This is a genomic window from Tunturiibacter gelidiferens (genome assembly GCF_014201335.1).
GTDB lineage: Bacteria > Acidobacteriota > Terriglobia > Terriglobales > Acidobacteriaceae > Edaphobacter > Edaphobacter lichenicola_E.
This window is the reverse complement of the sequence record NZ_JACHEB010000002.1, coordinates 95,992-121,642: the sequence shown is the minus strand read 5'-3', so window position 1 is coordinate 121,642 and position 25,651 is coordinate 95,992. Positions and strand designations below refer to the sequence as shown.

The 25,651-nt window shown below is 53.7% G+C and carries 19 protein-coding genes; 5 read left to right on the top strand and 14 right to left on the bottom strand.

Going from position 1 to position 25,651, the window contains the following annotated elements; translation table 11 throughout:
* Positions 1-5 precede the first annotated feature (5 nt).
* Positions 6-2,489 (top strand): endonuclease MutS2, encoded by a 2,484-nt coding sequence (locus HDF14_RS04235; RefSeq protein WP_313899485.1) that lies wholly within the window; start codon positions 6-8, stop codon positions 2,487-2,489.
* 116 nt (positions 2,490-2,605) lie between these two features.
* Here the strand turns inward: HDF14_RS04235 and HDF14_RS04230 are convergent, their stop codons facing one another.
* The 9 genes from HDF14_RS04230 to HDF14_RS04190 all read right to left on the bottom strand — a co-directional run bounded on the left by HDF14_RS04230 (position 2,606) and on the right by HDF14_RS04190 (position 16,091).
* Complete coding sequence (locus HDF14_RS04230) at positions 2,606-3,787, bottom strand: tetratricopeptide repeat protein (protein WP_183973876.1); 1,182 nt, start codon at positions 3,785-3,787, stop codon at positions 2,606-2,608.
* Between the two features lie 102 nt (positions 3,788-3,889).
* The gene (locus tag HDF14_RS04225; RefSeq protein ID WP_183974605.1) at positions 3,890-4,726 is read right to left on the bottom strand and encodes a GntR family transcriptional regulator; all 837 of its coding nucleotides are present in this window, start codon (positions 4,724-4,726) and stop codon (positions 3,890-3,892) included.
* 50 nt (positions 4,727-4,776) lie between these two features.
* Complete coding sequence (locus HDF14_RS04220) at positions 4,777-8,199, bottom strand: TonB-dependent receptor (RefSeq protein WP_260698024.1); 3,423 nt, start codon at positions 8,197-8,199, stop codon at positions 4,777-4,779.
* 613 nt (positions 8,200-8,812) lie between these two features.
* On the bottom strand, positions 8,813-9,880 hold the full coding sequence (locus tag HDF14_RS04215; protein ID WP_183973872.1) for an ROK family protein: 1,068 nt from the start codon (positions 9,878-9,880) through the stop codon (positions 8,813-8,815).
* A 242-nt stretch (positions 9,881-10,122) separates the two neighbouring features.
* Positions 10,123-11,058: an alpha/beta hydrolase gene (locus HDF14_RS27380; protein ID WP_183974603.1), complete on the bottom strand. Its 936-nt coding sequence runs from the start codon at positions 11,056-11,058 to the stop codon at positions 10,123-10,125.
* A gap of 31 nt (positions 11,059-11,089) precedes the next feature.
* Entirely contained in the window at positions 11,090-12,022 is a 933-nt protein-coding gene (locus HDF14_RS04205) for a carbohydrate kinase family protein (protein ID WP_183973870.1), read from the bottom strand.
* Positions 12,019-13,380: an APC family permease gene (locus HDF14_RS04200; protein WP_183973868.1), complete on the bottom strand. Its 1,362-nt coding sequence runs from the start codon at positions 13,378-13,380 to the stop codon at positions 12,019-12,021. The genes HDF14_RS04205 and HDF14_RS04200 overlap by 4 nt, the downstream gene beginning before the upstream one ends.
* 130 nt (positions 13,381-13,510) lie before the next feature.
* Positions 13,511-15,022: an AlkA N-terminal domain-containing protein gene (locus tag HDF14_RS04195; protein ID WP_183973867.1), complete on the bottom strand. Its 1,512-nt coding sequence runs from the start codon at positions 15,020-15,022 to the stop codon at positions 13,511-13,513.
* A gap of 220 nt (positions 15,023-15,242) precedes the next feature.
* Positions 15,243-16,091 (bottom strand): creatininase family protein, encoded by an 849-nt coding sequence (locus HDF14_RS04190; RefSeq protein ID WP_260698023.1) that lies wholly within the window; start codon positions 16,089-16,091, stop codon positions 15,243-15,245.
* Between the two features lie 153 nt (positions 16,092-16,244).
* On the opposite strand from HDF14_RS04190, the gene HDF14_RS04185 reads away from it, so the two are divergent.
* Positions 16,245-17,048 carry a DeoR/GlpR family DNA-binding transcription regulator gene (locus HDF14_RS04185; RefSeq protein WP_183973865.1) on the top strand — a complete coding sequence of 268 codons (804 nt, stop codon included), beginning with the start codon at positions 16,245-16,247 and terminating at the stop codon, positions 17,046-17,048.
* A gap of 62 nt (positions 17,049-17,110) precedes the next feature.
* A complete protein-coding gene (locus tag HDF14_RS04180) occupies positions 17,111-17,896 on the top strand; it encodes an SDR family NAD(P)-dependent oxidoreductase (RefSeq protein ID WP_183973863.1) in 786 nt (261 codons plus the stop codon).
* A gap of 41 nt (positions 17,897-17,937) precedes the next feature.
* On the opposite strand, the gene HDF14_RS04175 is transcribed toward HDF14_RS04180, so the two are convergent.
* The 3 genes from HDF14_RS04175 to HDF14_RS04165 all read right to left on the bottom strand — a co-directional run bounded on the left by HDF14_RS04175 (position 17,938) and on the right by HDF14_RS04165 (position 20,934).
* Positions 17,938-18,117, bottom strand: a complete 180-nt coding sequence (locus tag HDF14_RS04175; RefSeq protein WP_183973861.1) for a hypothetical protein — start codon at positions 18,115-18,117, stop codon at positions 17,938-17,940.
* Positions 18,118-19,538: 1,421 nt separating this feature from the next.
* A complete protein-coding gene (locus tag HDF14_RS04170; RefSeq protein WP_183973859.1) occupies positions 19,539-19,796 on the bottom strand; it encodes a DUF3800 domain-containing protein in 258 nt (85 codons plus the stop codon).
* Positions 19,797-20,454: 658 nt separating this feature from the next.
* Positions 20,455-20,934: a hypothetical protein gene (locus HDF14_RS04165; RefSeq protein WP_183973857.1), complete on the bottom strand. Its 480-nt coding sequence runs from the start codon at positions 20,932-20,934 to the stop codon at positions 20,455-20,457.
* Positions 20,935-21,339: 405 nt separating this feature from the next.
* Here HDF14_RS04165 and HDF14_RS04160 point away from each other — a divergent pair, with 405 nt between their 5' ends.
* Positions 21,340-22,263, top strand: a complete 924-nt coding sequence (locus tag HDF14_RS04160; protein ID WP_183973855.1) for a hypothetical protein — start codon at positions 21,340-21,342, stop codon at positions 22,261-22,263.
* A 270-nt stretch (positions 22,264-22,533) separates the two neighbouring features.
* Positions 22,534-23,571 (top strand): alpha/beta fold hydrolase, encoded by a 1,038-nt coding sequence (locus HDF14_RS27375; RefSeq protein WP_406707184.1) that lies wholly within the window; start codon positions 22,534-22,536, stop codon positions 23,569-23,571.
* Positions 23,572-23,944: 373 nt separating this feature from the next.
* Here HDF14_RS27375 and HDF14_RS04150 read toward each other — a convergent pair whose 3' ends face one another.
* Positions 23,945-24,892, bottom strand: a complete 948-nt coding sequence (locus HDF14_RS04150) for a phytanoyl-CoA dioxygenase family protein (RefSeq protein ID WP_183973851.1) — start codon at positions 24,890-24,892, stop codon at positions 23,945-23,947.
* A gap of 93 nt (positions 24,893-24,985) precedes the next feature.
* Positions 24,986-25,636, bottom strand: coding sequence for a DUF2306 domain-containing protein (locus HDF14_RS04145; protein ID WP_183973849.1), 651 nt, complete (start codon positions 25,634-25,636; stop codon positions 24,986-24,988).
* Between the last annotated feature and the right edge of the window lie 15 nt (positions 25,637-25,651).

Below are 25,651 nucleotides of genomic sequence, written 5' to 3'. Positions count from 1 at the left end.
AAGAAGTGACCTCTGCAGAACTATTACCGACCATCCCCTCCCCGCTCCACGAAGCGAGTGCAGCAGCTCTGGAGTGGCCACGTCTCCGCGAGTACATCGCAAGCCGCACCTTCTCCGCTCTGGGCCGCGCCTGGATTCTCGCGCTCGAACCCTGCGCCGACCTTGCCTGGATCGACCTGCAACAACAGCGCACAGCCGAGATGCGCTCTATGCTCACCCGTGGCGGCAGTTTCGAGTTCCATGGACTTTTCGACCCAACGACCTTGCTCGAGAAGGCCCGCATCGAAGGTGCTGCCCTCGAATCAACTGAGATCCGCGACCTTCTCGCGGTCGTAGAACGCGTGGCTGCCTGGCGCAATCTCATCGACCCGCCGCCTAACGGAACACGATACGAGTGGCCAGGTATCGCCGCACTCTCTGCGCCCTTGCTCGACTACGATCTGGCTCCGCTACTCCGCCTTCTGCGCGGAAAGATCGAGCCCGATGGCAGCCTCAACGACGATGCCTCGTCGGAACTGAACCGCATCCGCCGCGCCATGGAGCGCCAGCATCGAGCCATCCAGGCAAGTCTCCGCCGATCCCTACAAAGTCTCAGCGAAGGTGGTACCACTCAGGAAGATCTCATCACCATTCGCGGCGACCGTTTCGTCATTCCCGTGAAGTCCGAATTCAAACGCAAGGTCCCCGGCGTCATTCACGGCTCGTCATCCTCCGGACAGACGGTATTCGTCGAGCCTCTCGAGACCATCGAGCAAAATAATGAACTGGTTCGCCTTCTCGACGAAGAGCAATCAGAGATACACCGCATCCTCGTCGCAATGACCCACGCCCTCGGTCAAAACTCCACCGCGATCCATCTCGGCGCCCGCATCCTCGCCGAGGTCGAATCTCACAGCGCCCGCGCACGTTTTGCCGAAACTCTCAACTGCTCCCGCCCCATCTTTGCGCAGGAACTCTCCCTCACGGCCGCTCGCCATCCTCTGCTGGAACTCCGCATGCGCGCAGCAGCGCTAGCCGATGGGACCGAACCAAGCAGACCAGTTCCACTCACCATTATTCTGCCGCCAGAAGCCAAGCAACTTATTATCAGCGGACCCAACACCGGCGGCAAAACTGTCTCTCTTAAAACCTTGGGCTTACTCTCGCTGATGGCTCAGGCTGGCGTCCCTGTCCCTGCCGAAGAGGCGAAGCTCCCTCTCTTTGAAAGCATCTACGCCGACATTGGTGACGCTCAGTCCATCGAGCGCAATCTTTCCAGCTTCTCCGCTCACGTCGTCAATCTTGATCGCATCTCCCGCGAAGCCACATCAAATTCGCTTGTCCTGCTCGACGAGCTAGGTTCAGCCACCGACCCTGAAGAAGGAGCTGCTCTCGCGGTTGCCATCGCAACTCACTTCCTCAAGCTCAATGCATGGTGCTGCATCACCACTCACCTTACCTCGCTCAAAGTTTATGCCGCCAACCACCCTGGAGTCCTCAACGCAGCCGTAGGTTTTGATCAACAGACCCTCACCCCCACCTACGAATTACGCCTCGGCGTACCAGGGGCCTCTGCTGGTCTCAACATCGCGGCCCGCCTCGGTCTCGGCGCCGACATCATCGCATCCGCCCGCGCCCAAATGACCACGCAGACCGCAGACATCGGTGCCTTCCTTGATCAGCTTCACGATCAGCTCACCGCAGCCGCAGTTGAGCGCGAGACTATGCAACAGCGTGAGCGCGAACTATCCCGCGAAAAGGCACGCGTCGAAGTCGAAGGCCGCGTCGAACAGAAGGCTCGCACCAAAGAGCTAGAAACCAAACTCAACTCCCTGATCGAAAACTTCGCCTACCAACTACGCGAGACCGTCAAAGCCATCGATGACAAGGCACTGGCGCAAAAGATCGCACGCGACTCCGATCGACGGATGGCGACCCTCCGTCGCGAGTTTTCCGAACAGTTCAATTCCACCGTCGTTGCCCACACGACTCGCGCCGATAAAAACGACCCCGCCGCTCAGCCCCACGTCCCCAAGGGCATAAAGGTAGGGGATCTCGTAAAGCTGAAGTCGCTTGGCCGCCAGGCAAGAGTCGACCGCGTCATTGACGCGAAAAACTTTGAAGTATCGATGGGTCTCATGAAGATGCGCGCCGGCATAGACGACATCGCGGAAGTCGAGTCAGTTAAGGTAGTCACCCCGCTCGAAGCCGCGCGTAAACGGGGAGGCGTTACCGTGGCCACGGTCAACGACGACACAGACTATATGACGTCCGAGATCAACGTCATCGGCCGCACCGCCGACGAAGCTCAAACTGAAGTTGAACGCTTCATTGACCGCGCCTTTCTCGCCGGCCTGCCCCGAATCCGCATCGTTCACGGCACCGGCATGGGTGTACTCCGCCGAACTCTGCGCGAATACCTGCGCAATCACCCCCATGTCACCACGGTCACCGAGCCGCCCCAAAATCAAGGCGGTCAAGGAGCCACAGAGGTCGAACTTCGTCAGTGATGGCGATGCGATAATTCAGCCCAACAATGAGCCGATCGCACGCTCCCTCAAAACGAAAGGATGCTAGCTTGCCGTCTCATCGCACCCGCATTACCGTCATTGGTTGTTAGGACCGGCTAGTTGGCAGGCGTCTCTGACGAGGACACCTTATCTTTTTCGTGAGAGCTGGACATCACCGTGATGAGCGCGTCGTGGGTGGTCCTGTTGAGACTCTTCGCTTTGTCGAATTCCATTTTCGCTTCACTATAATTCCCCGTGGATCGGTAGAGACGACCAAGCCACATGTGAACGTTTACATCATCAGGAGTGAGCGCGGCGACAGCCTTGAATTCGCGCAACGCATCCTCTTTGCGATTAGCCTCAGCATAGACAACTCCTAAATCGAGAAGGCCCATGGAGTTCGTGGGCTCCATCGCCACCACCCTTTCCAATAAGGGCCTCGCATCTTCATTCCTGTTTAATTTGATATCTGAATCAGCGAGATAGAGCATTGCCTTGGGGTAGTCGGGGGTATTTTCTAACTCGGCTTGAAACTCCTGGGAAGCTTCCTGAAACTGGAGTTGCGTCCATAACAGGTAGCCCAAACCGAAATGCGCGTTCGGTTCCTTCGGATTCGCCTGAACTGCGGCGCGAAATTCCCTAGTCGCTCCGCTGGTATCTTTCATCTCGTCTAATGCTTCGCCGACGAGCATGTCGGCCTCAGCCGACTCGGCGTTTTGCGCGATCATGCGGCGATAAACATCGAGAACGCAAGGGTATTGCTTCGACAATAAACAGCTATGCGCAAGACTTAGAAGCAACGGAAGATTCTGTACGTCGTGATCCGCCGCCTGCTTCAGGTAGGGGACTGCAGCAGCGTATTCTGCGAGACCGTAATGCGACATTCCGATGAGAACATTTAGGCGCTGCTTCTCCGGCGAGGACGGCGGCTGCGACTTGAGCAAGGGAATGAAAATCTGAATGGCTTCTTTATATTGCCCATCCTTGAAGAGCGCCAAGCCCAGGTTTAATCGCAGGCCCGGCATGTTGGGCTTGAGCGCCATAGCCTTGCGATAGAAGACAATTGCCTGGGGGAGATGCCCCTGGCGGGCTTCAAGGAGACCCAACCGAGCGAGAGGCATTGGATCTGTCGGGTGAGCTTTGGATAAGGCGGTCAAAGCAGCTTCAGACTTGGTTCCATTCTCGTGTTGATCGAGTTGCGGTGCAGTTGCCGCTGGTATTGGGACTTCCTGCGAATGCAGGGCGAGACTCGGGACGTTGATTGCGAGCGCCAGACAGATTGCCAATCTGTAGTTCAAGGCACCTCCCTTCACATCATTTTCTCCTGCTGAGGCAAGGCACGCAACGTTTAGCCGCTAGGATGTGAGTGTCCGCGCTGACCTCCAAGCAAAGGTGCAGGGCTAATTCTCTTTGTAGACCGTCGCGCCTATACGAATCGCCGTCGCAGGGATATAAACCAGAGCACGATAGCGGTCCGCACGATAGCGAGACACCGTGACCTCTATGGGCACACGATCCTCTGTTATTGTGTTTCGCGAGATTGACAAAACACCTGCTTTTGCAGGGATCTTTAGCAATCTAGACTCTTCGCAGTTCGCCGGCAGGATTTCGATTGTCTCGGCTGCCCAAGCTAGGTGCACGCTAAACTGGTCACGGAGTGTTTGATAAAGCGACTTTTCACCGAAGTTGATCTGTTGAATGCCCGGGAAGCGGCTGAGTGAGATGTAAGTTTTCTCAACTGCCATGGGAATGCCGTCAGCCAGTCGGAGGCGGCGAAGTCTCATCACCGGTGACCCCACTTGAACTTCGAGGCTTTCGGCAAGTTCGGCGGTCGCATCGATAACTCTCTGCTCAAGCAAGCGCGAAGCTGGGACCATGCCGCGTTCCGCAATCTCCTCTGTAAAGCCGCGCAGCTGCGTCAGGGGTTTTTCGCGTTTTGGTTTCGTAACGAAGGTCCCGCGTCCTCTTAGACTGGAGGCATAGCCGCTAGTTTTGAGGCCATGTAACGCCTCGCGCGCTGTCACCCGGCTAACGTGATAGGCACGTGCTAACTGCCACTCCGACGTTAAAAGATCTCCTTCCTTCAGCTCTCCCGAATGAATTTTTTCGACCAGTGCACACTGAATTTGAAAATACAGAGGAACGAATCCTTTTCTGTCGAGAGGCCGCTCAGTTGTTGCGATCTGAGACGGCCTTCTCGACACACGCTCACTAGTTTCTACTCGGGCAAGTGGCATCATCGTTACCCATCGAGATACGGGTTGGTTCCGCTCGTTAGACCAAAGCGTCAGAAGTAAAACTTTCCGCTGAACTGCATGGTGCGGGGTATATGAGCGCTTAAGGCTTGTCCAAACGTACCGCTTCCCAGAGTAGTATCGATTCCGCCGGCTGCAGCTCCACCTGGCCCGACGAAGTTAGTGTGATTGAAGAGGTTGAAGGCCTCGGCGCGGAGTTGAAGGTGGGCGCGCTCACTGAACCTGAAGTTCTTCAACAGGCCAAGGTCAATTCTTTCGGTTCCGGGGCTGAGGAAACTTCCAACTCCGCTACTGCCGAAGTGACCCTGAGCATTCGCGAATGAGTTGGTGGTGAACCATTGGGTCTGACTCTTAGTAAGGTGAACGAGAGAGACCTGATCAGGCCGCGGGACAACATCTGCGTTCGGACTGACCATCCCCAGACCACCGGGATAAGTTCCTGCTGCGCATCCATTCGCAGTTGTAGCATCCGCGACACAGCCAAACGGATCGGTAGTCTGAGAAGTGGTCAAAGAAAGCCCGGAGTTAAAAGTCGTGATTCCCGAGACCTCCCAACCACCAAGTACCTGGCCAGTCAGGCCATGCTGCTCGCGAAAGAAGGGCGCTTTGTAGACGAAGTTGGCGACGAATATCTGTGGCTCATTCAACGTAGAAGGCCCGTAGTCCAACTTCGGGTTATAGGCATAGGTATTGGCAGTACCACGGTCGTTGGCCTGATCTGAGAGGTTCTTTGACCAGGTGTACGCGAGGCCGAGGGTCAGGTCGCGCGTCGTCCGAATATTAAGCGATGCCTGCAGCGAATTGTAGTTTGAAGTGAAGATGGGCAGCCTGGTATGGAAGTCCGAGTAGCCCAAGTAGGGGCGAATGTTGTTGAGAGGAGAGTCTGGATTATCTTCCCTAGTGGAAAGTGTCGGCTGATTGAGATCCAATTCACCCAACAGGTGCCGTGATACTGACCCGACGTAGGCTATTTCAAACATTATCGATGGGGCCAATTGTTGCTGCACCGAGAGATTGTAGGAAGCATACGAGGGAACCTTGAAGTCAGGGTTGCCTGTTGTCGTCAGCGCATTTGGTCCCAAAGCGGGAGGAGCCGCAGAACCGAGGCCTATCGGATTGTCAAACGACGCGTTGGTAATTGTTGTGGTCTGCACCAGAGGCGGATCGCCGAATGCATTCTGCTCCCAGACTCCGTTGAGCGTGCGGTCGAAAAATAGACCGAAGCCGCCGCGCAGAACCGTCTTGCCGTCTCCGAAGGGACTATAGGCAAAACCGACGCGAGGCCCGAAGTTCCAACTATAGTTGGGATTGACGGTGCCGCCGTACGGAGAGCAGGCAACCTGTGCGGAGATAGCCTGAGCGGCCGCGCAGGCACTTCCTTTAGGAAAGATCAAACCATTGGCGTAGGTCGCCGGCGTGTAGAGCTGGCCCGGGAGAAAGTTTCCATCGCCGTCGAGCCCCGGGGCTTGAGTCGGCTTGTATAACAGGGGATTAAAGTTGACCAAGGTATCCTTCGCATCGGTGGGCGAAGGGAATCTTGTCCAGCGAAGGCCGAGGTTCAGAGTAAGTCTGCGATTCACCTTCCAGTCATCCTGAACATACGCTTCCGTATTCCAGAATCGCAGATCGGGAACGATGTCCCGATTGGCCTGGGAGTACTGGGTGACATTTCCCAACAGGAAATCTCCCCAGGTATTAAAGCTGAAGTTCGGATTGCCTTCAGAGGCGTCCTCTGTCTTTAACATCTGCTGCGCCGTTACACCTGCACGTATGGTGTGATTTCCCAAAGTTACCGAGAAGTTGTCGAAAATATTACGGTCGAGGTTTCGTTCAAAGTATGGAGCGCTGCCCTGTGAAACACCAGTGACGGATCCATCCAATATGGTCACGCTGGGAATGCGACCATAGGGGTCTGGATTGGCAAGATTGTTGGTCAGCGAGGAGAGGACAGAAGGAGAGTTTGCAGGGCCGGAGAGCGTGCCGTTAATGGTTCCCTGCGAGTAGGCAAACTCTACCTCATTCACCATCTTCGGAGAGATCGTCCAGGTTAGATTAGCGACCACATTTTTTCCCGGCGCGTTGATGCCCACATTAACTACTCCAGGATAGTTGGCTCCGCCCCAAAGGCCGGTAGGCAGGTTGCTGGGAGCGTCATCCTGCATGCCGCGCGCGTAGAAATGCAGCTTGTCGTTGAAGTAGTGATCCACGCGAACCAGGTCCTGCCGGAAATTGTTCAACGAAGAGTAAGAGCTGAACACAGTGCCGTTGGTAAAGCCAGTAGAGGGATTGATGGCGGTTGCGTTCGCTGGAAACTTACTGAAAATCTGCGCCAGGTAAACCTTGGAATTGGCGCTGTAGCAGGAAGGATTGGCAACGGCGACACCTGTGGAAGGATCATAGGAACTAACGCAACCTGCTCCTACGGCAGCTATGGTTCCAGCATACTGACTAGGAGTTTCGTAGAAAGTTCCTGCCAGCTCGGCAGTAGTAGGCGCCGCCACGTTGTTTGTCATCGGCTCCGTGATCTTGCGCCATTCTTCTGACCAGAAGAAGAAGGTCTTCGTCTTGTTCGTGTTGTAAACGTGTGGAATGAATATCGGCCCACCCACTGTAAACCCAAAGTTGTTGTAGTGATCCGGTGCACGGGGCACGCCTAACTGGTTGTTGAAGTAGTTGTTTGCGTTGGTGTTGGCTGTGCGCACGAACTCATAAGCTGATCCATGGAATGCGCTGGTACCGGATCGAGTGGCTACAAGAACCTGGCCGCCCCCGCTGCGTCCAAAACTGGCGTCATAGGAGCTTCTCTCCAACGTGAACTCCTGAATTGCATCGACGCTGGGAATGTTAAGCAGGGTTGAGTTGGAGCCGCTGTCGTTGATGTCGGCACCATCCACGGACCAGTTGTTTGCCGTCGTGCGTGCTCCGTTGATGGACACTGAGGATGTACTGTTGATTCCCCCAAAGCCAGGTTGATCGCCGAGTAAGTTCACCACGCCCGGCTGTAGCGTGACTAACTGTTGAAAGTTGCGATTGACGAGCTCTAGCTCGCGCAACTGTGTTCCGGAGATCGTCCCAGCCTGCGAACTGCTCTCAGTATCGAGGGCGACCGGATTATCCTCCACGGTCACCGTCTGGCTTTGGCCTCCAACCTTTAGTTGTGCGTTCACCGTACGCTTTTGTGCAACGTTCAAAACGACATTACGATCGGTGAAGTTTTCAAAGCTCGGATCTGAAACGGTGATTGTGTAGGTGCCGGCCTCGAGGTTGGTCGCGGTGTAATTACCCGACTCGTTGGTCTGCACGACACGGGAGGCCCCGCTTACTCCGTTGAGCGTGATCGTAATAGTAGCGTGGGGAATTACTGCGCCGCTAGCGTCTGTAACCGTGCCGCTAAAGGTTCCGGCCAGTTCTTGCCCTCGCGCCAGATGCGGAAACGCAAGCGAAATTAGCATCATAAGAAGACATAAGTGGCTCCAAAGAAAGCCCTTCGCCTCTTTAGGGACAGACGAAACAAATGCAAATGCAAATACATCCGTTGAAGGCTCTATATTTGCTTGTCGATCCAAAAAGCTTGTCTCTCTCATAAGGCTCTCCCATAAGTGTTTCGCTTTCGATCTGATTGCCGCCGTTTTTATCTCTAATGCTGGTGCTCTATCAAGGTTGAAATTAGATTCCGAGGCATCCTATTGGCGGGACGATTCGATCCCCCGACGGTCAAATCCTTCATTTGCCGCATGAGAACGGATAGCTACAAAGCCGTACGTGCGACGTTTGTCAGAAGCAACTTTCTGTCCTAAAAGATACTTAGGAACCTATCGTTAATATCTAGCGTCGTCAACAAAAAATATTTAAGTTGCTTGCTTTAAATCATTTGGCCCTTCGCAAGGACCGGCTTCACCTGCAAACCATCTCGCGTCAATAACCTGCGAGAAAAAAAATTGATTAGGAACATGCTCAAATCTGCGATGAGACGCGTGTCGGCAGTTGCATCCGCGACTACTCAACCCACCAAACCAAAGAGGAAAATGCCGTCGATGCTTGTGGGATATTGTTGATTCTCTTCCGAAGTTAGTTGCCCAGCAGCGTTTGTTCTGAATTTCGCATTGAAACCGCTATGCCACCCCACGCAACCGCTGAATTTCCAAGACTACTTGGAAGCACGCTGGCCACGGCTACTTCGCTTTTTTGGAGCATCTCCATAGTTGGCTCCAAAAGGGCCGCATGAGCGCCTAGATCCCCTCCAACGACAAAAAGGTTTGGATTCAGAATGAGCGAGAGATTGAGGATTACATCCTTTAGCAAGCGGGCGCGTTGCAGCGCAATTTTTTGCGCGAGTGGATCGCCTTCGAGCGCGAGGTCAAAGACTTTGCTCGCTTTTCGTAGCTTAGTTTTTTGGCCGGACTTACTACTGACTGCATTCCAGCTCCTCAAAATGCCGGGGCCGCCTAACACCTGCTCAAGCGCGCCAAAATCGTATAGCGATGGCTGCATGCTTGAGACGTTCGGGACTCGAAGATAACCGATCTCTCCGGCCGACCAACTTGCCCCGTGCACTATCTGTCCGTTGAGAAATATGCCCGCGCCGACACCCGATCCGATCCCGATAAAGACGAAGCTCTCTTCTGCTTGAGCTACACCGCGAAAGTGTTCGCCAAGTGCGGCAAGGTTAGTATCGTTTTCTACAAAGAGGGCGCATGCAAAATGCTCTTTCAGCAGATTCCGGAGCGCAACGTTTCTCCATGTGCTCGAATCGCTGACAGAAACTACTATGCCGTCTTTTGCATTTGTGATGCCGGCCACGCCAACGGTCATCGCAACTAACTTCTTTGACGGCAGATTGCGTCTCTGCATAATCGCCTTCAGCGAGTTGCGCAGCACTCCGATGACATCATCGGGGCTACGTGCCTCCTTCGGTAATGCTTCGTTTTGCTCCTCCAGAAGAGTTCCGTTGAGATCAGTAAGTAGAATTCGAAGTGCGTCTACGGTGACATCGACCCCAGCAAGACAACCATATTCAGCATTGAAACGTAAGTTTTCCGGCGGACGCCCTCCACCTGATACGCCCTCTCCGATCCACTGAATGAGCCCGAGATCGTCGAGGTCGGATATGACGTTGGCAACCGTAGGAGCACTCATTCCTGTCTCGCGGACGAGATCTGCACGCGAGCAGGTACCGAGCTTTTTCAAAGATCTTAGAATTGTGCGCGCATTTGTCCGACGCATGAGCGCGGGGCTTCCGATTAGTACGCCATTTCTGTTCATCCTGCGCCTCGATGGGTATTATGCGATTCTCATTTTCTGCTTTGACTCGTGCATTGTTCGGCTGGCGCTTTCTCAGACAAAATGCGTCAAGAGCCATATTACGACTCGTTGACCGATCACAAGCTGCTCTCTCGAGCGAATGCGCTTCGTAACACGGCAAGTTGTTCGCTCAAGAGACGTTCCGAAACTGCTGCAGAAGGAACACTGGCAAACCCATGGGGGATAGATGGCACTAAGTGGAGCTCCACAGCAACCCCTGATTCAGTCAGACGATTTGCGTAGTTAAGACCTTCATCGCGCAGTGGATCGAGGCCTGCGCAAAGGATGTATGACGCAGGGAGGCCGGACAGGTCTTTCGCTCGTGCCGGCGCCGCATAAGGAGAGACATCCTGAGGGCTTTCGCCCAGGTACCAGCGCCACATAACCTCTGCCTCAGACCTAGCAAAGCCCGGCGTATCGGTGAATTGAACTGCAGAGACTGTCTCCAGGCGATCATCCAAGGCCGGTATCAGAAGCAGCTGAAAGCATATCTTTGGCCCGCCACGATCGCGTGCAAGAAGCGCGACCGCAGCAGCGAGGTTCGCGCCCGCGCTAGAGCCTCCTACAGCTATGAAATCCCGATCAAGCTTTAGCGCCTCGCCATGATTCCAGACAAACTCAAGCGCTCGGTAACAGTCACTAAGCGCAGCTGGGAAAGGATTTTCGGGAGCGAGTCTGTAGTCCACACATATGACGGCACACCGTGCATTCAGAGCATATTGGGCACATTGCAGTTGTTCAGAAAAAAGATCTCCGCAAAAGAAACCACCACCATGAAGGTAGAGCAATACCGGGGATGAACCTGCCACGTTCCTTCCGCGATAGATTCTCACCGGTACTACTGTCTTCTCTTCGCCGTGTGAGGGGATATCGCGATCTTCAATCTCAAGGTCAAAGTCTGAAAGACGTGACGACGTTTCCTGCCGTGCAGCAACGGTGGCTTCACGCAGAACCCCTACGTCGCTAAACCCGTCTCTCGGCTGTTTGACAAGCGCTGCGAACGCGGGATCCATCCGTAGATTCGACACTTCTGGCTCCGATATATCAAACGATAGAGTTTTCTTGCACAACATTCAGCATCTCTTCTCGGGAAGGCAATGCGGTAAGAGCTCCTCGGGCGCGCGTCGAAAAGGAGCCGCAGATACATGCCCTTCGCAACTGATCTTCGATATCGGCCCCAGATAGCCACGCATCAATAAATCCCGCATCGAACGCATCGCCTGCGCCGGTAGTATCTACCACCTGGACATCCGGCGGGGTCATTTTGTAAGAGCGATTTTGTCGCCAGGTGACTGCTCCCCGTGGACCCAATTTGACCACCGTGTGTTCCAATCCCATCGCGGCAAATTCCCGCAACACGTCGTCGGGATCCTTACGACCCGTAAGCAGCTGTGCTTCGCCTTCGTTTGGGAAGAAGAGGTCGACCATGCGTAATACATTGAGGCTGTCAGGATTCAAGAACCAGTCTTTACGCCATCCAGGGTCAATGGAAAGAGTGCAACCAGCGGATCTAAGGGCGGGTAGTAATAGTTTCGCAAGGTCAAGTTCAAGCGGCATTGCAAAATGAATGTGCTGCGACTTAGACAGAGCCGCAATTGTCTCAGGCAAAGCCACGTACTCTTCGAGAACCCTATTTGCTCCGGCGTAGCTTAGAAAGCTCCGATCCGATCTCGTCGACATACTAACAGTGAGTGCATTCGGCAACTCAGACGAGTGTGCATCATCCGCATGAACGCCGAAGGAGTTGAGTCTCGACCGAAGCCATGCCTCTTCGTCTCTGCCAAACACCCCAAAAAGAGAGGTGCGGTGGCCAAGGCGGGCCAACGCGCAAGCGGTGTTGACAGTGCCGCCTCCAGCCTCGCGACGATACTGGTCGGCGAAGACCTCTTCTCCCGGCAACGGGACATGGTCGAAGTCCGTAAAAATATGGTCTACGTATACTTCGCCGGCTACGGCAATATCCCAGCGTTTAGTCATATCGTCTCAAAAGGCCATCGTTGCTCTTGGCGTGACTTATAAAGAAAGGCGGCCACACCGACGAGAGTGGCGGCAAAAGCAAAGAGTATATTTCGTGCACCGCTGGAGATAAGAATCAGAAGCCATCCCATGAAAGCAATAACCGCCGGTAAAGGGTAGAAGGGCATTAGAAATCTGACAGAGTTCTTCTCCGTGTGACGCCTACGCAACAGAATCACGGCAACACACTGAGCAAGGAATTGGATCATCGTCTGAATCACTATTACCAAACTGATAAGCGTGTCGAGACTAAGCATGCATGCGCACGCGGAGAGAAAACCAAGGATCACGAGCGAAATGTGAGGAATGCCTTTGGTCGGATGCACGCGTGCAAAGACGCTAAAGAACTCACCCTGGCTTGCAGCAGCGAACGGAATACGCGAATAGCCCAGTAGAATCGCGAATACTGAAGCGAACGATGCGACCAGAATAAGAAGATCGGCTACTCTTGCACTTTGGATGCTGTAAACCGCTTGCATGTAATCGGCTACGATTGCGGTCGAGTGCATGCTTTGCTGAACCGGCAATACACCCAGAATGGCAAGGTTCATCGCGATGTAGAGAACAGCGACAAGCAAGATGGAGAGGATAATCGAGTACGGAATCGTTCGTTCGGGACGCTTCAGCTCGCCGCCGATGAGGCAGACGTTGTTGTAACCGACATAGTCGTAGACAGCTATTAACGTGGCGGCGCCCACACCCTTCCAAAAAGCGGTGTCTGTCACTGGGAAGCCACCATCGAGCTGTCCCCTTAGAGCGGACGGTACGTGGTCCGCTCCGCTCACGATGATCCAGACAATCGTTCCGGCGACGAGTATCCAAAGACCAATGGATATTGCACCGATCGTTGTGATTTTGCGATAGAGCAACACGACGTTGATGAGACAAACCGCCATTGCCAACGCGGTAAGCCCCGCTGCGTTAACGACTGGCCAAAGATAATGAAGGTACTGCGAGAAACCCACTGCGCCTGAGGCGATAAGGAACGGAGCAGTAAGTACTGACGACCAAAGAACAAGAAAGCTCGCGACCTTCCCATAAGACTGGGCGCCGAAAGCCTCACGCAAATAGAAGTAAGGCCCGCCGGAGTAGGGCATGGCTGACCCTAACTCCGCCCACACAAGCCCGTCGCATAGAGAAATCACCGCGCCCAGAAGCCATGCGAGCAAAATATGAGAGCCATGCATTGCAATCAGAACTAGAGGAATGCTTAAAAAGGGCCCTACACCTATCATGTTGAGCATGTTGGAGGTGCAAGCTCCAACTATCCCCATCCGGCGACTTGAGTCTTCCTCTGCACCTGCTAAATTGGCCTGCATGAGAGACTCCGGATGTCCATGACGATGAAGCGAGTATAGGGTGGGTCCCGATTCTTTGTCAATAATCGTTAAGAAGGTCAGTCCCAGCGACTTAATTGCGATAGAGACTTCGTTTCGAAGTTCCTTGAGACTACGAACCTGCCCTTCCAACGAGGCCCTCATTCGGAAGATCGACCGAATCGGCAGACCACAAATGTTGCGCCGCATAGGCTCGCCAGGGCCGCCACGTCTCCGCTCGTTGGAGGAGTGTGGCCGGTGTCGCCGGTACGCCATCGACCTTTGCGATGCCGCGAAGTAGGCCGACGTCTGAAGTGGGGAAAGCGTCCGTCTCGCGAATCGCACGTAAAGCAATATATTGGGCCGTCCATTCTCCAATGCCGGGAATGTCGCGCAGACGAGCAATCGCTTCTTCGATCGTCCCATGCGGGCTAAAAAGATTGGGGTCGCGCAAGGCCGCCTCAGCCATCGCCCTCAACGCTTTTGTACGGGCTGCGGGCATTCCAAGTCCCATCGATTCCACCGAGGCGAGACATTTCGCCGTCGGAAACGTATGGGTTAAGCTGCGGTGATTTTCGAGCGATCTTGGTACACGTTTGCCATGAAGAGCTACCAGTTGTCCCGCTAGCCGTTTTGCTGCACCAACCGTGATCTGTTGCCCAAGAATTGCACGAATCGCAAGTTCAAACCCATCCCATCCTCCAGGCGCTCGCAATCCTGGCCGCCGTGCAACAAAGGGAGCGAGATGAGAGTCGTTCGAAAGGTGTGCATCAATTGTTTCTATGTCAGCGCCCGTGTCGAACACGCGACGCACACGCGTCAGAATCGCGGGGAGCGCCTTAACCGTTGGGAAATGGATCGTGACACAGAGACTATCCTTCTTTGGTAGATGGGAGACGCGGACAGTTCCGATGGCGCCATCTATCTCAACAGTTCTGCGATAGCAGTCGCTCTCTACGACCTCCACGCCGGGGATAGCCCGTGTCCTCAGGAAGCCGAGCATGGACTCCCAATCATATGGCGGGCGATATCGTACTGTGAGCGTAATACCAGCTTCAACATTTGGCCGGCTTGCGGACGATTTGCGCCGCAGCGCGCTAGGTGGTCGACGGAAGAGCGCGTGAAACACCTCATTGAACCGGCGCAGGCTGCTAAATCCCGCCGCCAGTGCAATTGCAGTCATGGGCATTTGTGTTTCGTGGATCAGATGTTTCGCAAACAGGACACGTCTGGTCTGGGCCACCGCAATCGGCGAAGCTCCAAGGTGCTGAAGGAATAGCCTCCGTAGCTGACGTTCTCCAATGCCAAGCCGTGCGGCGAGGGCATCAACGCTCTTGCCCTCACCATCCAGCGCGCCTTCGCTAATCAACGCGAGAGCCCGCGAAACGCTGTTGGAGGTTCCGCGCCAGGAGGCGAATTCAGGCGCGGTCTCAGGACGGCAACGCAGACATGGTCGGTAGCCAGCTTCCTGCGCAGCGGCGGCGGAGGAATAGAAGGTACAGTTCTCATATTTTGCAGTCCTGGCCGGACAAATAGGACGACAGTAAATGCCCGTCGTCTTCACTCCGACGTATATCAAGCCATCGAAACGAGGGTCACGGCTCTGTAGCGCACGATGGCAAGTGGCTTTGTCGGGTAACTCCATGGAAAGAGTTTCCCACTTTATTCAGCCTGAAACTCGCGATTTTCGGACATGGTCAATGTTGCGATCCGCAGACGCCTTCGCCCGTTTGAGCTTTACGAACCTCAACGCTTGGTAAAACGTAGTTATCTGCGAGCTGAATCTCAGTAGCCCGCTGGGCATTACTGCTTCGTATCCAGCGGATGACTGCTCTTTTCATAGAATTCGTTCTGCAGTTTGAGGCTCACGTCGTCGCTTTGATAGCGGCGATGACTTTGCTGACTGCATCGACCCACCAGTTCATTTGGTATTCGCCTAACTCACGCGTTGCAACCGAGCCGTCACCGGCATAGTGGTCAGGGAAGCGGGAATACCACCAGATACCGGTGTAAACACCCTCTGGCAGGTGTTGCCTATTCTGATCAGCACCCGACTCGCTCGCGGCACGACCCTGGTGCAGGACGTCGGGCCGAACAACCATCATCTTGGACGTTTCACTTTCACCAGCGTGCGCATCGACGGTTGTCTTCTTCTTGGGGCCGCCGGAAGCCGGGGTACGCTCCTTGAAAAAATAGACCACATAATCGTGCGGTTTATCCAACTGCGACTGGGCAAAGTAGGGAACCAAACTATCGTTCCCGCCGTGGCCATTCACGATCAGGATTTTCTTGCAGCCATTGCGAGCCATCTCGTCCGTAGTGGCTTGCAGCAACGCCAACTGCAGATCGCGACTGTAGGCCACCGTACCTGGCTCATGACGCGCTTCGGAGATCTGGCCAAAGTAATACTCCGGAAAGACCACGGCATACTGATTCTCGGCCGCGTGCAATGCCGCGTAACGCACGTTGATCAGATCGGTTCCAAGCGGCATATGTGGTCCGTGCTTCTCCATAATGCCGAACGGCAACAGGCACGTGCCCTGCGCACGTTTGATTGCCTCGACAAAATCCGGTCCCGTTAGTTCTTCCCAATGGACCGACAGTTTGATTTGCGGTGGATTAGTCTGCGCCTTTGCATGCTGTCCCGCATTCAAGACGGCACCGAAAAGGAAAAGAACCCCTGCACAGCAACTCTTGTGGTTCATCCAGATCATTCAATGGTCTCTTCTGCGCGAATTTTAGCATTGGACCACATGTCATCCATGTCGCAGCCCAGAGTTCCCGCACAAACCTGTCAGCTCCACTAGGCTGCTCAAACGTCTGGCCTTGACAACACATACTTGGTATTGCATGGTTGATACGTGATTATGCGCGATTATAGCCGAGTCGGAAAAAATTCCTCTCTCCCAGCGGATCGGGAGAGGCGGATTCTGGATCGCCTCAGCCGAGATGGTCAGGTAAACTCCACCGTTTTGGCAGAGGAGTTTTCGACCTCCGAAGACACCATCCGTCGTGACCTGCGAGAGCTTGCCGCGCGCGGCCTCTGCCAGCGCGTCTACGGGGGTGCGGTGGTGACTTCGACGGCGTCAACGCCGATCGCTGTGCGCGTGGGCGAATCGAATAATCGTAAAGAGGCATTAGGAAGAACACTAGGGACGCTGCTTCGACCGAAGCAGTTCGTTTACATCGATGCAGGCTCGACGAATCTGGCGTTTGCGCGTATGTTGTCCCACGATCTCCCCCTCACCGTTGCCACTCATGATCCCGCGATTGCTGCCTGCGTCATGGGAAAGACCGCGATCAAACTACTGTTGATTGGCGGCAGCGTCAATCGGGAGGTTGGAGCGGCCCTCGGGGGCCGGGCCATGCGTGAGGTTGCGGGGATGCGCCCAGACCTGCTCGTCCTCGGCCTGTGCTCCATCCATGCGAACGAAGGGCTAGGAGCGTTCGATGCTGAGGATGCCGAAATGAAGAGCGCGTTGATTGCGACAGCGGGTTCGGTGGCCGTGGCGGTCCTAAATGAAAAGCTCGACTCCGTTGCCGCACACAAGGTGTCTGAAATCGATTCGATTTCAGACGTGGTGGTGGAAGCCGATGCGCCACCATCAGCGACGACTGCCCTTTCAGAGAAAGGATTGCGGCTTCACAAGGCTGCTCCTGCAACGCATTAAAACATCGAATCTGTTCCTAAATCGGGCGATTCGCGTCCAGCTCAACCAGCAAGGAGATGATCATGAAGGGTATCAGCAAAAAGCGCGTCTTCGTCACAGGTGCCACACAGGGAATCGGAAGAGCTATCGCTGAGCGCTTCTTGGAAGAGGGTGCCAGCGTGCTTCTGACGGACGTAGTGAACGAGTCAGTCATCAACGAGACAGTGGATTCCTTGGAAGATCGATTTCCCGGGCTCGCCTTTGGAAAGCGCGTCGATGTTACAGATGAGAAGCAGGTCATCGCGGCCTTCGAACACGTGAAAGATGTTCTTGGTGGGTGCGACATCCTGATCTACAACGCTGGAATCAACCGGCAGAACCCCTCCCACTTATTCACTGCAAACGACTTCGATAAGGTGCTTGCGGTAAACCTTCGAGGCGCATTTCTTTGCAGCCGTGAGGCACTGAAGCTGTTTCTCGATCAGGGGTCCGGAATCATTCTCAATACCTCCTCGAATCACGAGACGAATCCCAAGCCGGAGTTCCTGGCTTACTCCGTCAGCAAAGGCGGTCTCGGCAATCTCACGCGCACATTGGCACTTGAGTATTCGGATCGTGGCATCCGGGTCAATGCGGTCGCGCCCGGAGCGACGATCACTCCCCTCAACGCTTCGTGGAAAGATGATCCGGTAATTCGGAAGAGAGTGGAGGGCCACATCCCTCTCGGCCGCTCCGCGACGGCAGAGGAGATCGCCGGCGTATTCGCTTTTCTGGCCAGCGATGACGCGTCCTACATCACAGGGCAGACGCTGTATGTCGATGGAGGACTGACTCTCCACACTGATTTCAAAAACAATTGGTCGTCCTAAACAGTGAAGACACCGACCGAGATCGCCAAGCGGGTGAAGCCTTACTTCGGGGGGCAATTTTTTTCAATTAACGCCTGCAGACGCTTGATTCCAGTCGCAAAATATTCTAAAAGCTCATTCTTCGTCGGGCTGTTCTTCATCTTCTCTGCGTTTTGAAAACTGATTTCCGATTGCTTTAACGATTCACTAGCCAATTCACATTCTTCTTTCGTCCAAGGCATGATCTCCTCCTACACCGTTTTGGCGGAATATGATTACCCCTACGCCGAATAGATGTAATAAGTCAAGAATATTCGCGACGTCTTTACTCTCTATTTGCTAGCCTTTCGCGCGGCGTGACGGGCCGCGTTGACCTCCTGCAATAAACGACACTAGTCAACGCTATTAGAAAATCTCCTTCATGTGCTCGACGTGAAACAAATTAGGCCGCGGACGTAGTTCCATTGCCTGCAAGACTGGTTGGCACACTTATGTATAGTCGAAGGCCTGACTCCGCAGAGGGTGTCTACAGTCCGGTCCATTCAAGTGTTTTCATGGAAGATCTACGTACATTGTTACAGGAGAAAGTGGACTGTCATTGAGCAACCCACTAATCAAATTTGGGCGTGGCGAGCCGAGTTGAGGCTGATCAGGACATCTTGTTGGTGTGAAATTTCCGTACAAAAGATCCCTATATGGTGGCTTCAAGATATGCTCTACGGAAACGAATGAGATTGTATAAGAGCCCAACGGAGCTGCAATTAACGGAGCTACGATCTGTACTGTTACATTTTCCTTTTTGAACGATGTTGAACCGTCTTCGGCGGTCAGCGTAAAGCTGCATGGAACGACTCCACTGAAAGACGCGGGTGTCGGAGGATGGAATGGGCCCCCAATTGGGGCAGTCGAAGGTGGTTTATATTGCAATTCTCCGTTGCCGTTTGCGGTTACACCTATAAGAGAATCATTTTTTCCTACTGGCGGCGGCCATAAGCGCTCAACCGTATAAATAACTAAAGAGGTGCTCAGTGAAGATATCTTTCTTTCCGACGCGTCAAGGAATGCATTGTCCAAAATTTTGCATACCATGTTTTCCTGCCTTCTAAGCAAAATTCAGCGGTTTTGGAGTAAAGAACGTTTGCTCTATACGCGCAGCTGACGATCCATCACTTCTTTAGAATCTTTAGTGATGTCTTGGCACGCCATTTATAGAGCCTCTCGGAGAAAGTATTCACAATCAGGCCCGACTCTGAGGAGTGCCAGCGAGTATCACACCATTCCTTATCCACTGTCCGATGTAAACCTGACGTTGAGGGCGTCGGGTCCATGAATGTGCCTTATGTCATGTCAGCAACAAAGGCCTCCAGCAAAGGAGGCCTTCTCACTAGCGGCTGTGATGTACTTCGAAGTTTTCTATTGAATCTAGGTCCTCAATTGGAGGGTTTGTATTTGATCGATCTAGCATCTTTGAAGTCTCAAAACCTGTCCTTTGAACCATGATCTGGCCGATTGACGCATAACATGGCCACCGTAAGTTATTTGTTTTCAAACTGCACGGTTGGGCTGATCCTAAGAAAATGAAGCATAAGTTGGCCGAAACTTCGAAAGTGAAGCATATCTTGGCCGGAGTAAGTCTTCCACTCAGTATCCGTGGCTAACCAGCTTAGTAGTACTCGGTTCCATCTCCTTTATCGGTCAATGCTAATTCGGGAACGGCAAGCCGAGTGCGAAGCAGATCGTACGCTTCGGTTTCTCCCCAATCCCATTTTCGATTGATCGCCCATGAGCAATAGTCAGCGACTTGTATCCAGTAGTTGCTATCTCCGGTGTGGTGCATAACGCGAAACGGAACACCGTTTAAATGCTTTTGGCACTCAGATTTTATCGTCACGTTTACAGCTAAGGACTCCTTCTTAGCCATAGGCAGCGTATCTGTATAGATCAACTTGTTGAGTTAATGGTCGCACGCGTCCCTTGAGGGCGAAGCGTAGCACCATCTTTAGAAACCGTGGATAAAAATCGTTGGGGTCATACAGAACCGGGTTCAAGTGATTCTTCTCGATGACTAGCGAGACAAAATTCCAGTCCCTGTGCTGGATGATTTTTTGAATGAAGGCATCGCGTCGCGGTTTGGGATCGTTAGAAGCGTGGAAACCACATAGATCGTCAATGACACCGGGCCCAAAGTGTCCGTTCTTGATTAGCTGAAATCACATGTTCGATAAGGATGCTGCAAGAGGACCGGGATTGTAGGTCCAAGCAGTTGTGAAGATGTAAAAGCGAGAACCCCGCGGGCTGAAAACAAAGTTTCCAGATTCATCAATGTGAATATGAAAGGTTGCCAATTTGCCCTAAAATGCGACCACCCGTATCCGCCGACGGGGGTGTAACGCTCCCACAGAAGATCTGCAATCTTTGGGCCTCTGACGCTCGCAGAATCCGCGGTTTCGTTTTCAAGACGTGCATCAGGCTCTTGATTGAGCAACTGGAGGCCGAAAAGTCTGAGGTTTTGACCAACTCGACTTTTCAGGCATCGTCCTTTGTAGCCGCCTGGCCGATCTGTCAAAGCACTCGTCTGTTTAGAGGTCATAACTGTTTCTCGGGGTTTCTGGAATAGACCAATTGCAAGAGTTCCGAAGACTGCAAACAAGAGCAAATCCAATACAAAATGCATTGCGTCCGGCGCGGGATGTCCCGGCGATACGGGAAAATCTTGAAGGTTCTTTCAAGTGCTTTTGCGTTACTGAGTGCACGTTGATCAGCGCCATAGGTATCCACCAGCTCTGAATTTGAAGCAAAGCCCATACGCCGTACCCGCCTGCTCCTAACCACATAAGCCAGGTCAATCGCTTCCAAAATGCCAAGCTGAAAAGCAACAGAGGAAGCACCATAAGAGTTGCGAAGCCAAATGCTGGCGCCGCCTGCCCTTCTCGAGTCAGCTCACTGAAGCTTTTTCCTGGCTGATCGTTCCAAGCCCCTAGCCGAAACCAGAGAATGAGCTGAAAATAGGCTGCGAGAATGAACTGAAAGACTAGCGAAACCCTTAGCCAACGCTTCATATAGGTTCACCCTTTAGATCTAAATTCCGACACGACGACAATCCTAACGATGACGATTTGTTCTTTCACTTGTCGGAGTGCTCGCAAAACGGGATTTGCGGCAAACTTCAACCAAACTTGTCGCAAAGGTGACTTTGTAGGCAGTTCGCGGGCTTCCCTTCCGGATCGTCAGCTGTGATCTCAGAGCTACAAGGTGAGACGTGATCACCGGCTCTTTATATTTTCCGACGTATGTCCGACCCAACAACCGGGGGTCGTCATTCGGATTCGTGAGCGGGCTAAGATTAGCAACATGAGATTCTTCGTGATCCCATTTCTGCTGTCTGTACTAGTGGCGGCCGTTCCGGCTCAAGCACAAGAGGAGAAAAAAATCTATCCCCTTCGGAAGCATATAAAGCTGCTCTGTTGCCCCTCAATGAAGCCAGAGCGCAGCAAAATGATCTGACCGAGGCGGATAAGTTTGCACTTGGTGTTGGTATTGGTATGGCGTCTCGTGACTGCCTCGCACTTTCGGCCGATGTGTCCGCCCTCGAAACTAACGCCAAAGAGGTGCTTTCCTTGGGCGAGTTGTGTCTTTTCGGGCAACAGTTCGAACCGGCGCGTGCTTCGCTAACGAAATATCTGGTGCTTCCCGATGCATCAAATAAAAAACAGGCTCTGCTCCTGCTTGTTCGCGCGCATCTCGGTCTAAACCAACCGGCTTCTGCAGCGGCAGAAATTAAGTCGCTTTTGACTGATTATCCATACGATGCGCAGATTCACTTTGCCACCAGTCAGGTCATCGATGCTGCTGAGGGCGTAGATGCTACATTCGACAAACTGGCTTTGCATCTGTGTGAGACGCAAAGTGCCATTACGCTTCCACTCCTTGTCAGCGGAAAAGCGGTTGAGGGCAAAGACGTAGGGGCCTCCTCAAGTGTTTTGTTCTCGGACGCGGTGCGGTGTGCCGCCCTTCCAAAGGGGTCGGGGGTAAGCGCTAACCCGCCTGGCTTGCAAGCGCTAATCGACGTTGCACAGCAAAAGAACTGGACGGGCACTGCGGATCTCTCGCCAATGCAGGCTGCTCTGGCTCGGCAAATGATGGTCGGATCAAAGGTGCCATTGAAGTCACTACATGGATACGTAATCAACAAAAATAGGCTGGTTCCTCGTACCGTTCGACTGGCAAACAGCACTGTGATCCTGATGCCTTTCACCCTTTGGTCTCCAAGTGCCCCCAGTGTTGTGCGGGATCTGGCGAAATATTCAGCGCAAAACCGGATCTATGCAATCACCTCTTGGAGTGCCAACACGGGACGGGAGGATATAACCTTCAGACCAGATACTTGACGCTTTGCGTGAGTGGCAAAGGACGCTTCCGCCGACTGTGGCCGTTCTGGTGATACCTGAATCAGAATTGAACGTTTTTCACGCCGACTCGTTTCCGGCTGGGATCGTAGTTCGAGACGGCGTCGTCCGCTCTAATGCTGCTCTTTCCACACAGGGTTCGGAAAGGTTACTGCTTGGCGCGATCGAAAACCGCGTTATGCATATAGAGAAGCCCTAGGAAAATGATCGAATGGGTGTTCTTACCGAGTGCGCTGGAGGATAGTTGACGTCATGAGAGGTCTACGAGGATCGCTTTTAAAGGCAGCTTGCTCGCGCCTCAGTTCTAATTCGCTTCTTATAGGCACCTGCGTAGCTCTTCTCTTGGCCACCGGTTCAACGGCCACAACTCAAATTACGAATCAATCGAAGCCACCGGTCCCAGGCACTCTAATTGACGTAGGAGGCTATAGGGTGCATTTGTACTGCATCGGCGAAGGGAGCCCAACGGTGATGATTGTGGGCGCAGCTTTCTCCTTCGATTGGGGACTGGTTCAACCTGAAGTCGCGAAGTGGACGCGGGTCTGCACCTTCGATCCATCAGGGAACGCATGGAGCGACCCTTTCCAGACCCCGACATTGATTCCGCCGTCTCAGAACTCCAATCAAACGCCTATAGAAAAAACGACCCCTACATGCACGGACAGAGTCGACGAGATCCATAGGCTTCTTACAAAAATGCCTATCCACGGTCCTTATGTCCTCGTCGGATTTTCCGTAGGCGCCCTTTGGGAGCGAATCTACGCCGCCCGTTACCCTGACAATATTGCCGGGATGATTATCGTGGACCACGCATTTCTCCCCGATCTCGGCAAAAGCGCTCCGCCTCATGTTTCACCTTCTCAGGGTTCATCGCACCGCTATAGTCCGCCGGTACTTCTTTCCGAGGCGCCTATTGTTATGGGCTTTGAAGATGATTCAAACTTCAGCCGATTGCCGGCACGTGATCAGGAGCTTCACATGTGGGCTCTCTCTCAGCACCCGGTTCGGCCTGGTCCGGAGATGGCGGCTGATTGCTTCGCTCTTATAAGTGAGGTGACAGGTGAACGCCGATACCCTCTAGGAGATATGCCCCTATGGGTTATTAACACCTCCAACGAAAGCCAAGACTACAGAGCACTCCAAAGGAAACTCTTGGCATTGTCACGAACGAGTAAACAGATCATAGCCTGGCACAGCTCGCATATGGTTCCTATCGATGAGCCCGACTTGATTACAAGAGCAATCCGCGAGGCAGTCGAACGGGAGCGAAGAATACTTGAGAAGCCCTAAATTAGGGGACTTTTCGGGTACTAGGGAATAGTTTCCGGATTGCCGGTTATCCGACCCGAACTACTAATTGCAGTCGCCGAGAATAATCTGCGCTCATTCGCAGCGGTATTTCACTGAGGCGGATCCCTTCCTGAGCCCCATTTTGTTAAGCAGCATGACAAGACGGGTGGATGCTTGATCGCGGGCGATCCTGTTGTCATGGCCGACTTTCGGGGAACTACGTTTCCGTCAGGATAGGATATTGGTGATGGCACGACGATCTTTTCACAAGCTCAAATGGATGCTCGCGATGCTGCCTGTCCAAGGAACTCTGGCGCTCTTTCGGAGCTAGGCCGTTTGGATATTCGCATACAAGAGTATGAATCGACTTATCTCAACTCAAGCCCTGAGCTTCGAGCTGATCCAGGATTCTGGCATACCGCGCCCGCAGCCTCGGCTCCGCCTCCGTATTGGCCAACTTCGCTAGCGTTACCCTGGATGGTTCGAACAGTAGCGGCATCTTCTTCCAAAAGTACTTCAACTCCTCCGACGGCCATCCGGCATAGATCGTCTCCCACGACTTCTCGTTGCTGCTTCCCGGAAAGACAAAGTTCGCGGGATTTACCGAGCGCCGAGCGTCTTGAAACCTGCAATCTATCGAGATGCGCAGCTGGGTGGAGGTATTCGGCGTAGCCGCATGCACCGTCAAACTATGAAAGATCAGCACATCCCCGGCATAGATGGGGCCACCCACCCACTCGCCTCCGTGCGCCGTCTCCTTCGCAATGATGCCGGTTGTCGGATCAACACCTTGAAGACCGTAGACATGTGAAGCTTCCATAACTCGTAGCGGTCCCACTTCTACCGGGCAATCGTGCAGCGGCATCCACGCGGTAAAGCTCTCCGCATCGCCATCGAGCGAGCGATGATCCTGATGGGCATGAATAACCAGTCGATCGCAATTGGGAAAGATCAACCGGCCAATCGGTTTGGGATGTACCAACAGATCCTGTCCCACCAACAGATGCATCACCTGTCGCAATGCGGGATGGTGAGCAAACGCATGGAACGCCTGGAGGTTGAAGATCTGCTCATAGACCCGCTTGAACGCCGGGTCAGGATCACCACAGGCCGCACGCACATCGGACACGCGTTCTGCGGGACTTCGGTCGGGCAGCAACCAACCTGAGGCGGACACGATCCGCGTGATTTCTTCCACCATCCGGGTAACATCCTCCACAGGCAGCACGTTCCGGATCAACAGGTAACCCCACGCCTTCATCTCGTCCGGCAGAGAAAGCGATGGCAATTGATTCGCACTGATCTCACGAAACGGCTTCATGAACTAAACCTACTCTCTCCGAAATTGATTAATTCTTTCCACTCGCCCTGTGAAAGGCCTCTTTCTTGAACGCGCAACGTCAGTCAGGGCGGATCATAAGCGGCGGTGGAAGAGTTCGTGCCAGCTCAAGCCGATATCCGAGAGGAGAATCGCCATGAAGGTGACGAAGACGATCTCCAGCGAGAAGTTGGCGCCGGTGTGCGGGACCGCGAAGGGAAACTGCACCAGAACGCGGATGCCGATGAAGGTAAACGTGACGGCGTAGGAGCGGACCATCCATTGGCGGTGCTGTTGGATATGCCGATTGCGCGCAGTGAGAAACGCGGCGACAGTGGTGACGATCCACGTGGACGCCTGCAGGCTGCTCGCCAGAAAGAAGTACGGCATCATGTGGGGGATGCGGCGATTGTAGGCGAGGACGATCGCCAGCGGTGCGGCTATCAGCACGGAGATGACATAGACCCTCCCAAGGACGCGATGAAACTTTGGGCTTCGATGGCGGAGGCGGTAGGAGAACTGCAGTGGCCCGCAGAGTAACGCGAGAATGCCCGCAACGATGTGGGGGAAGATGAGAAACGGAATGGTGCGGAAGTAGTTTCGCTCGGTGTATTGACGGAGGAGGGGTACTTCAATGTGCAGGATGATGTAAAGAGCTGCCGTTGCCATCACGATCCAGAGCGCGGGCTTGAACAGCCGGCGCTGGCGGAGAATGGACTTTTGTTTCGGCATTAAGGTAACAGGCATTGCGGTTCCTGAATG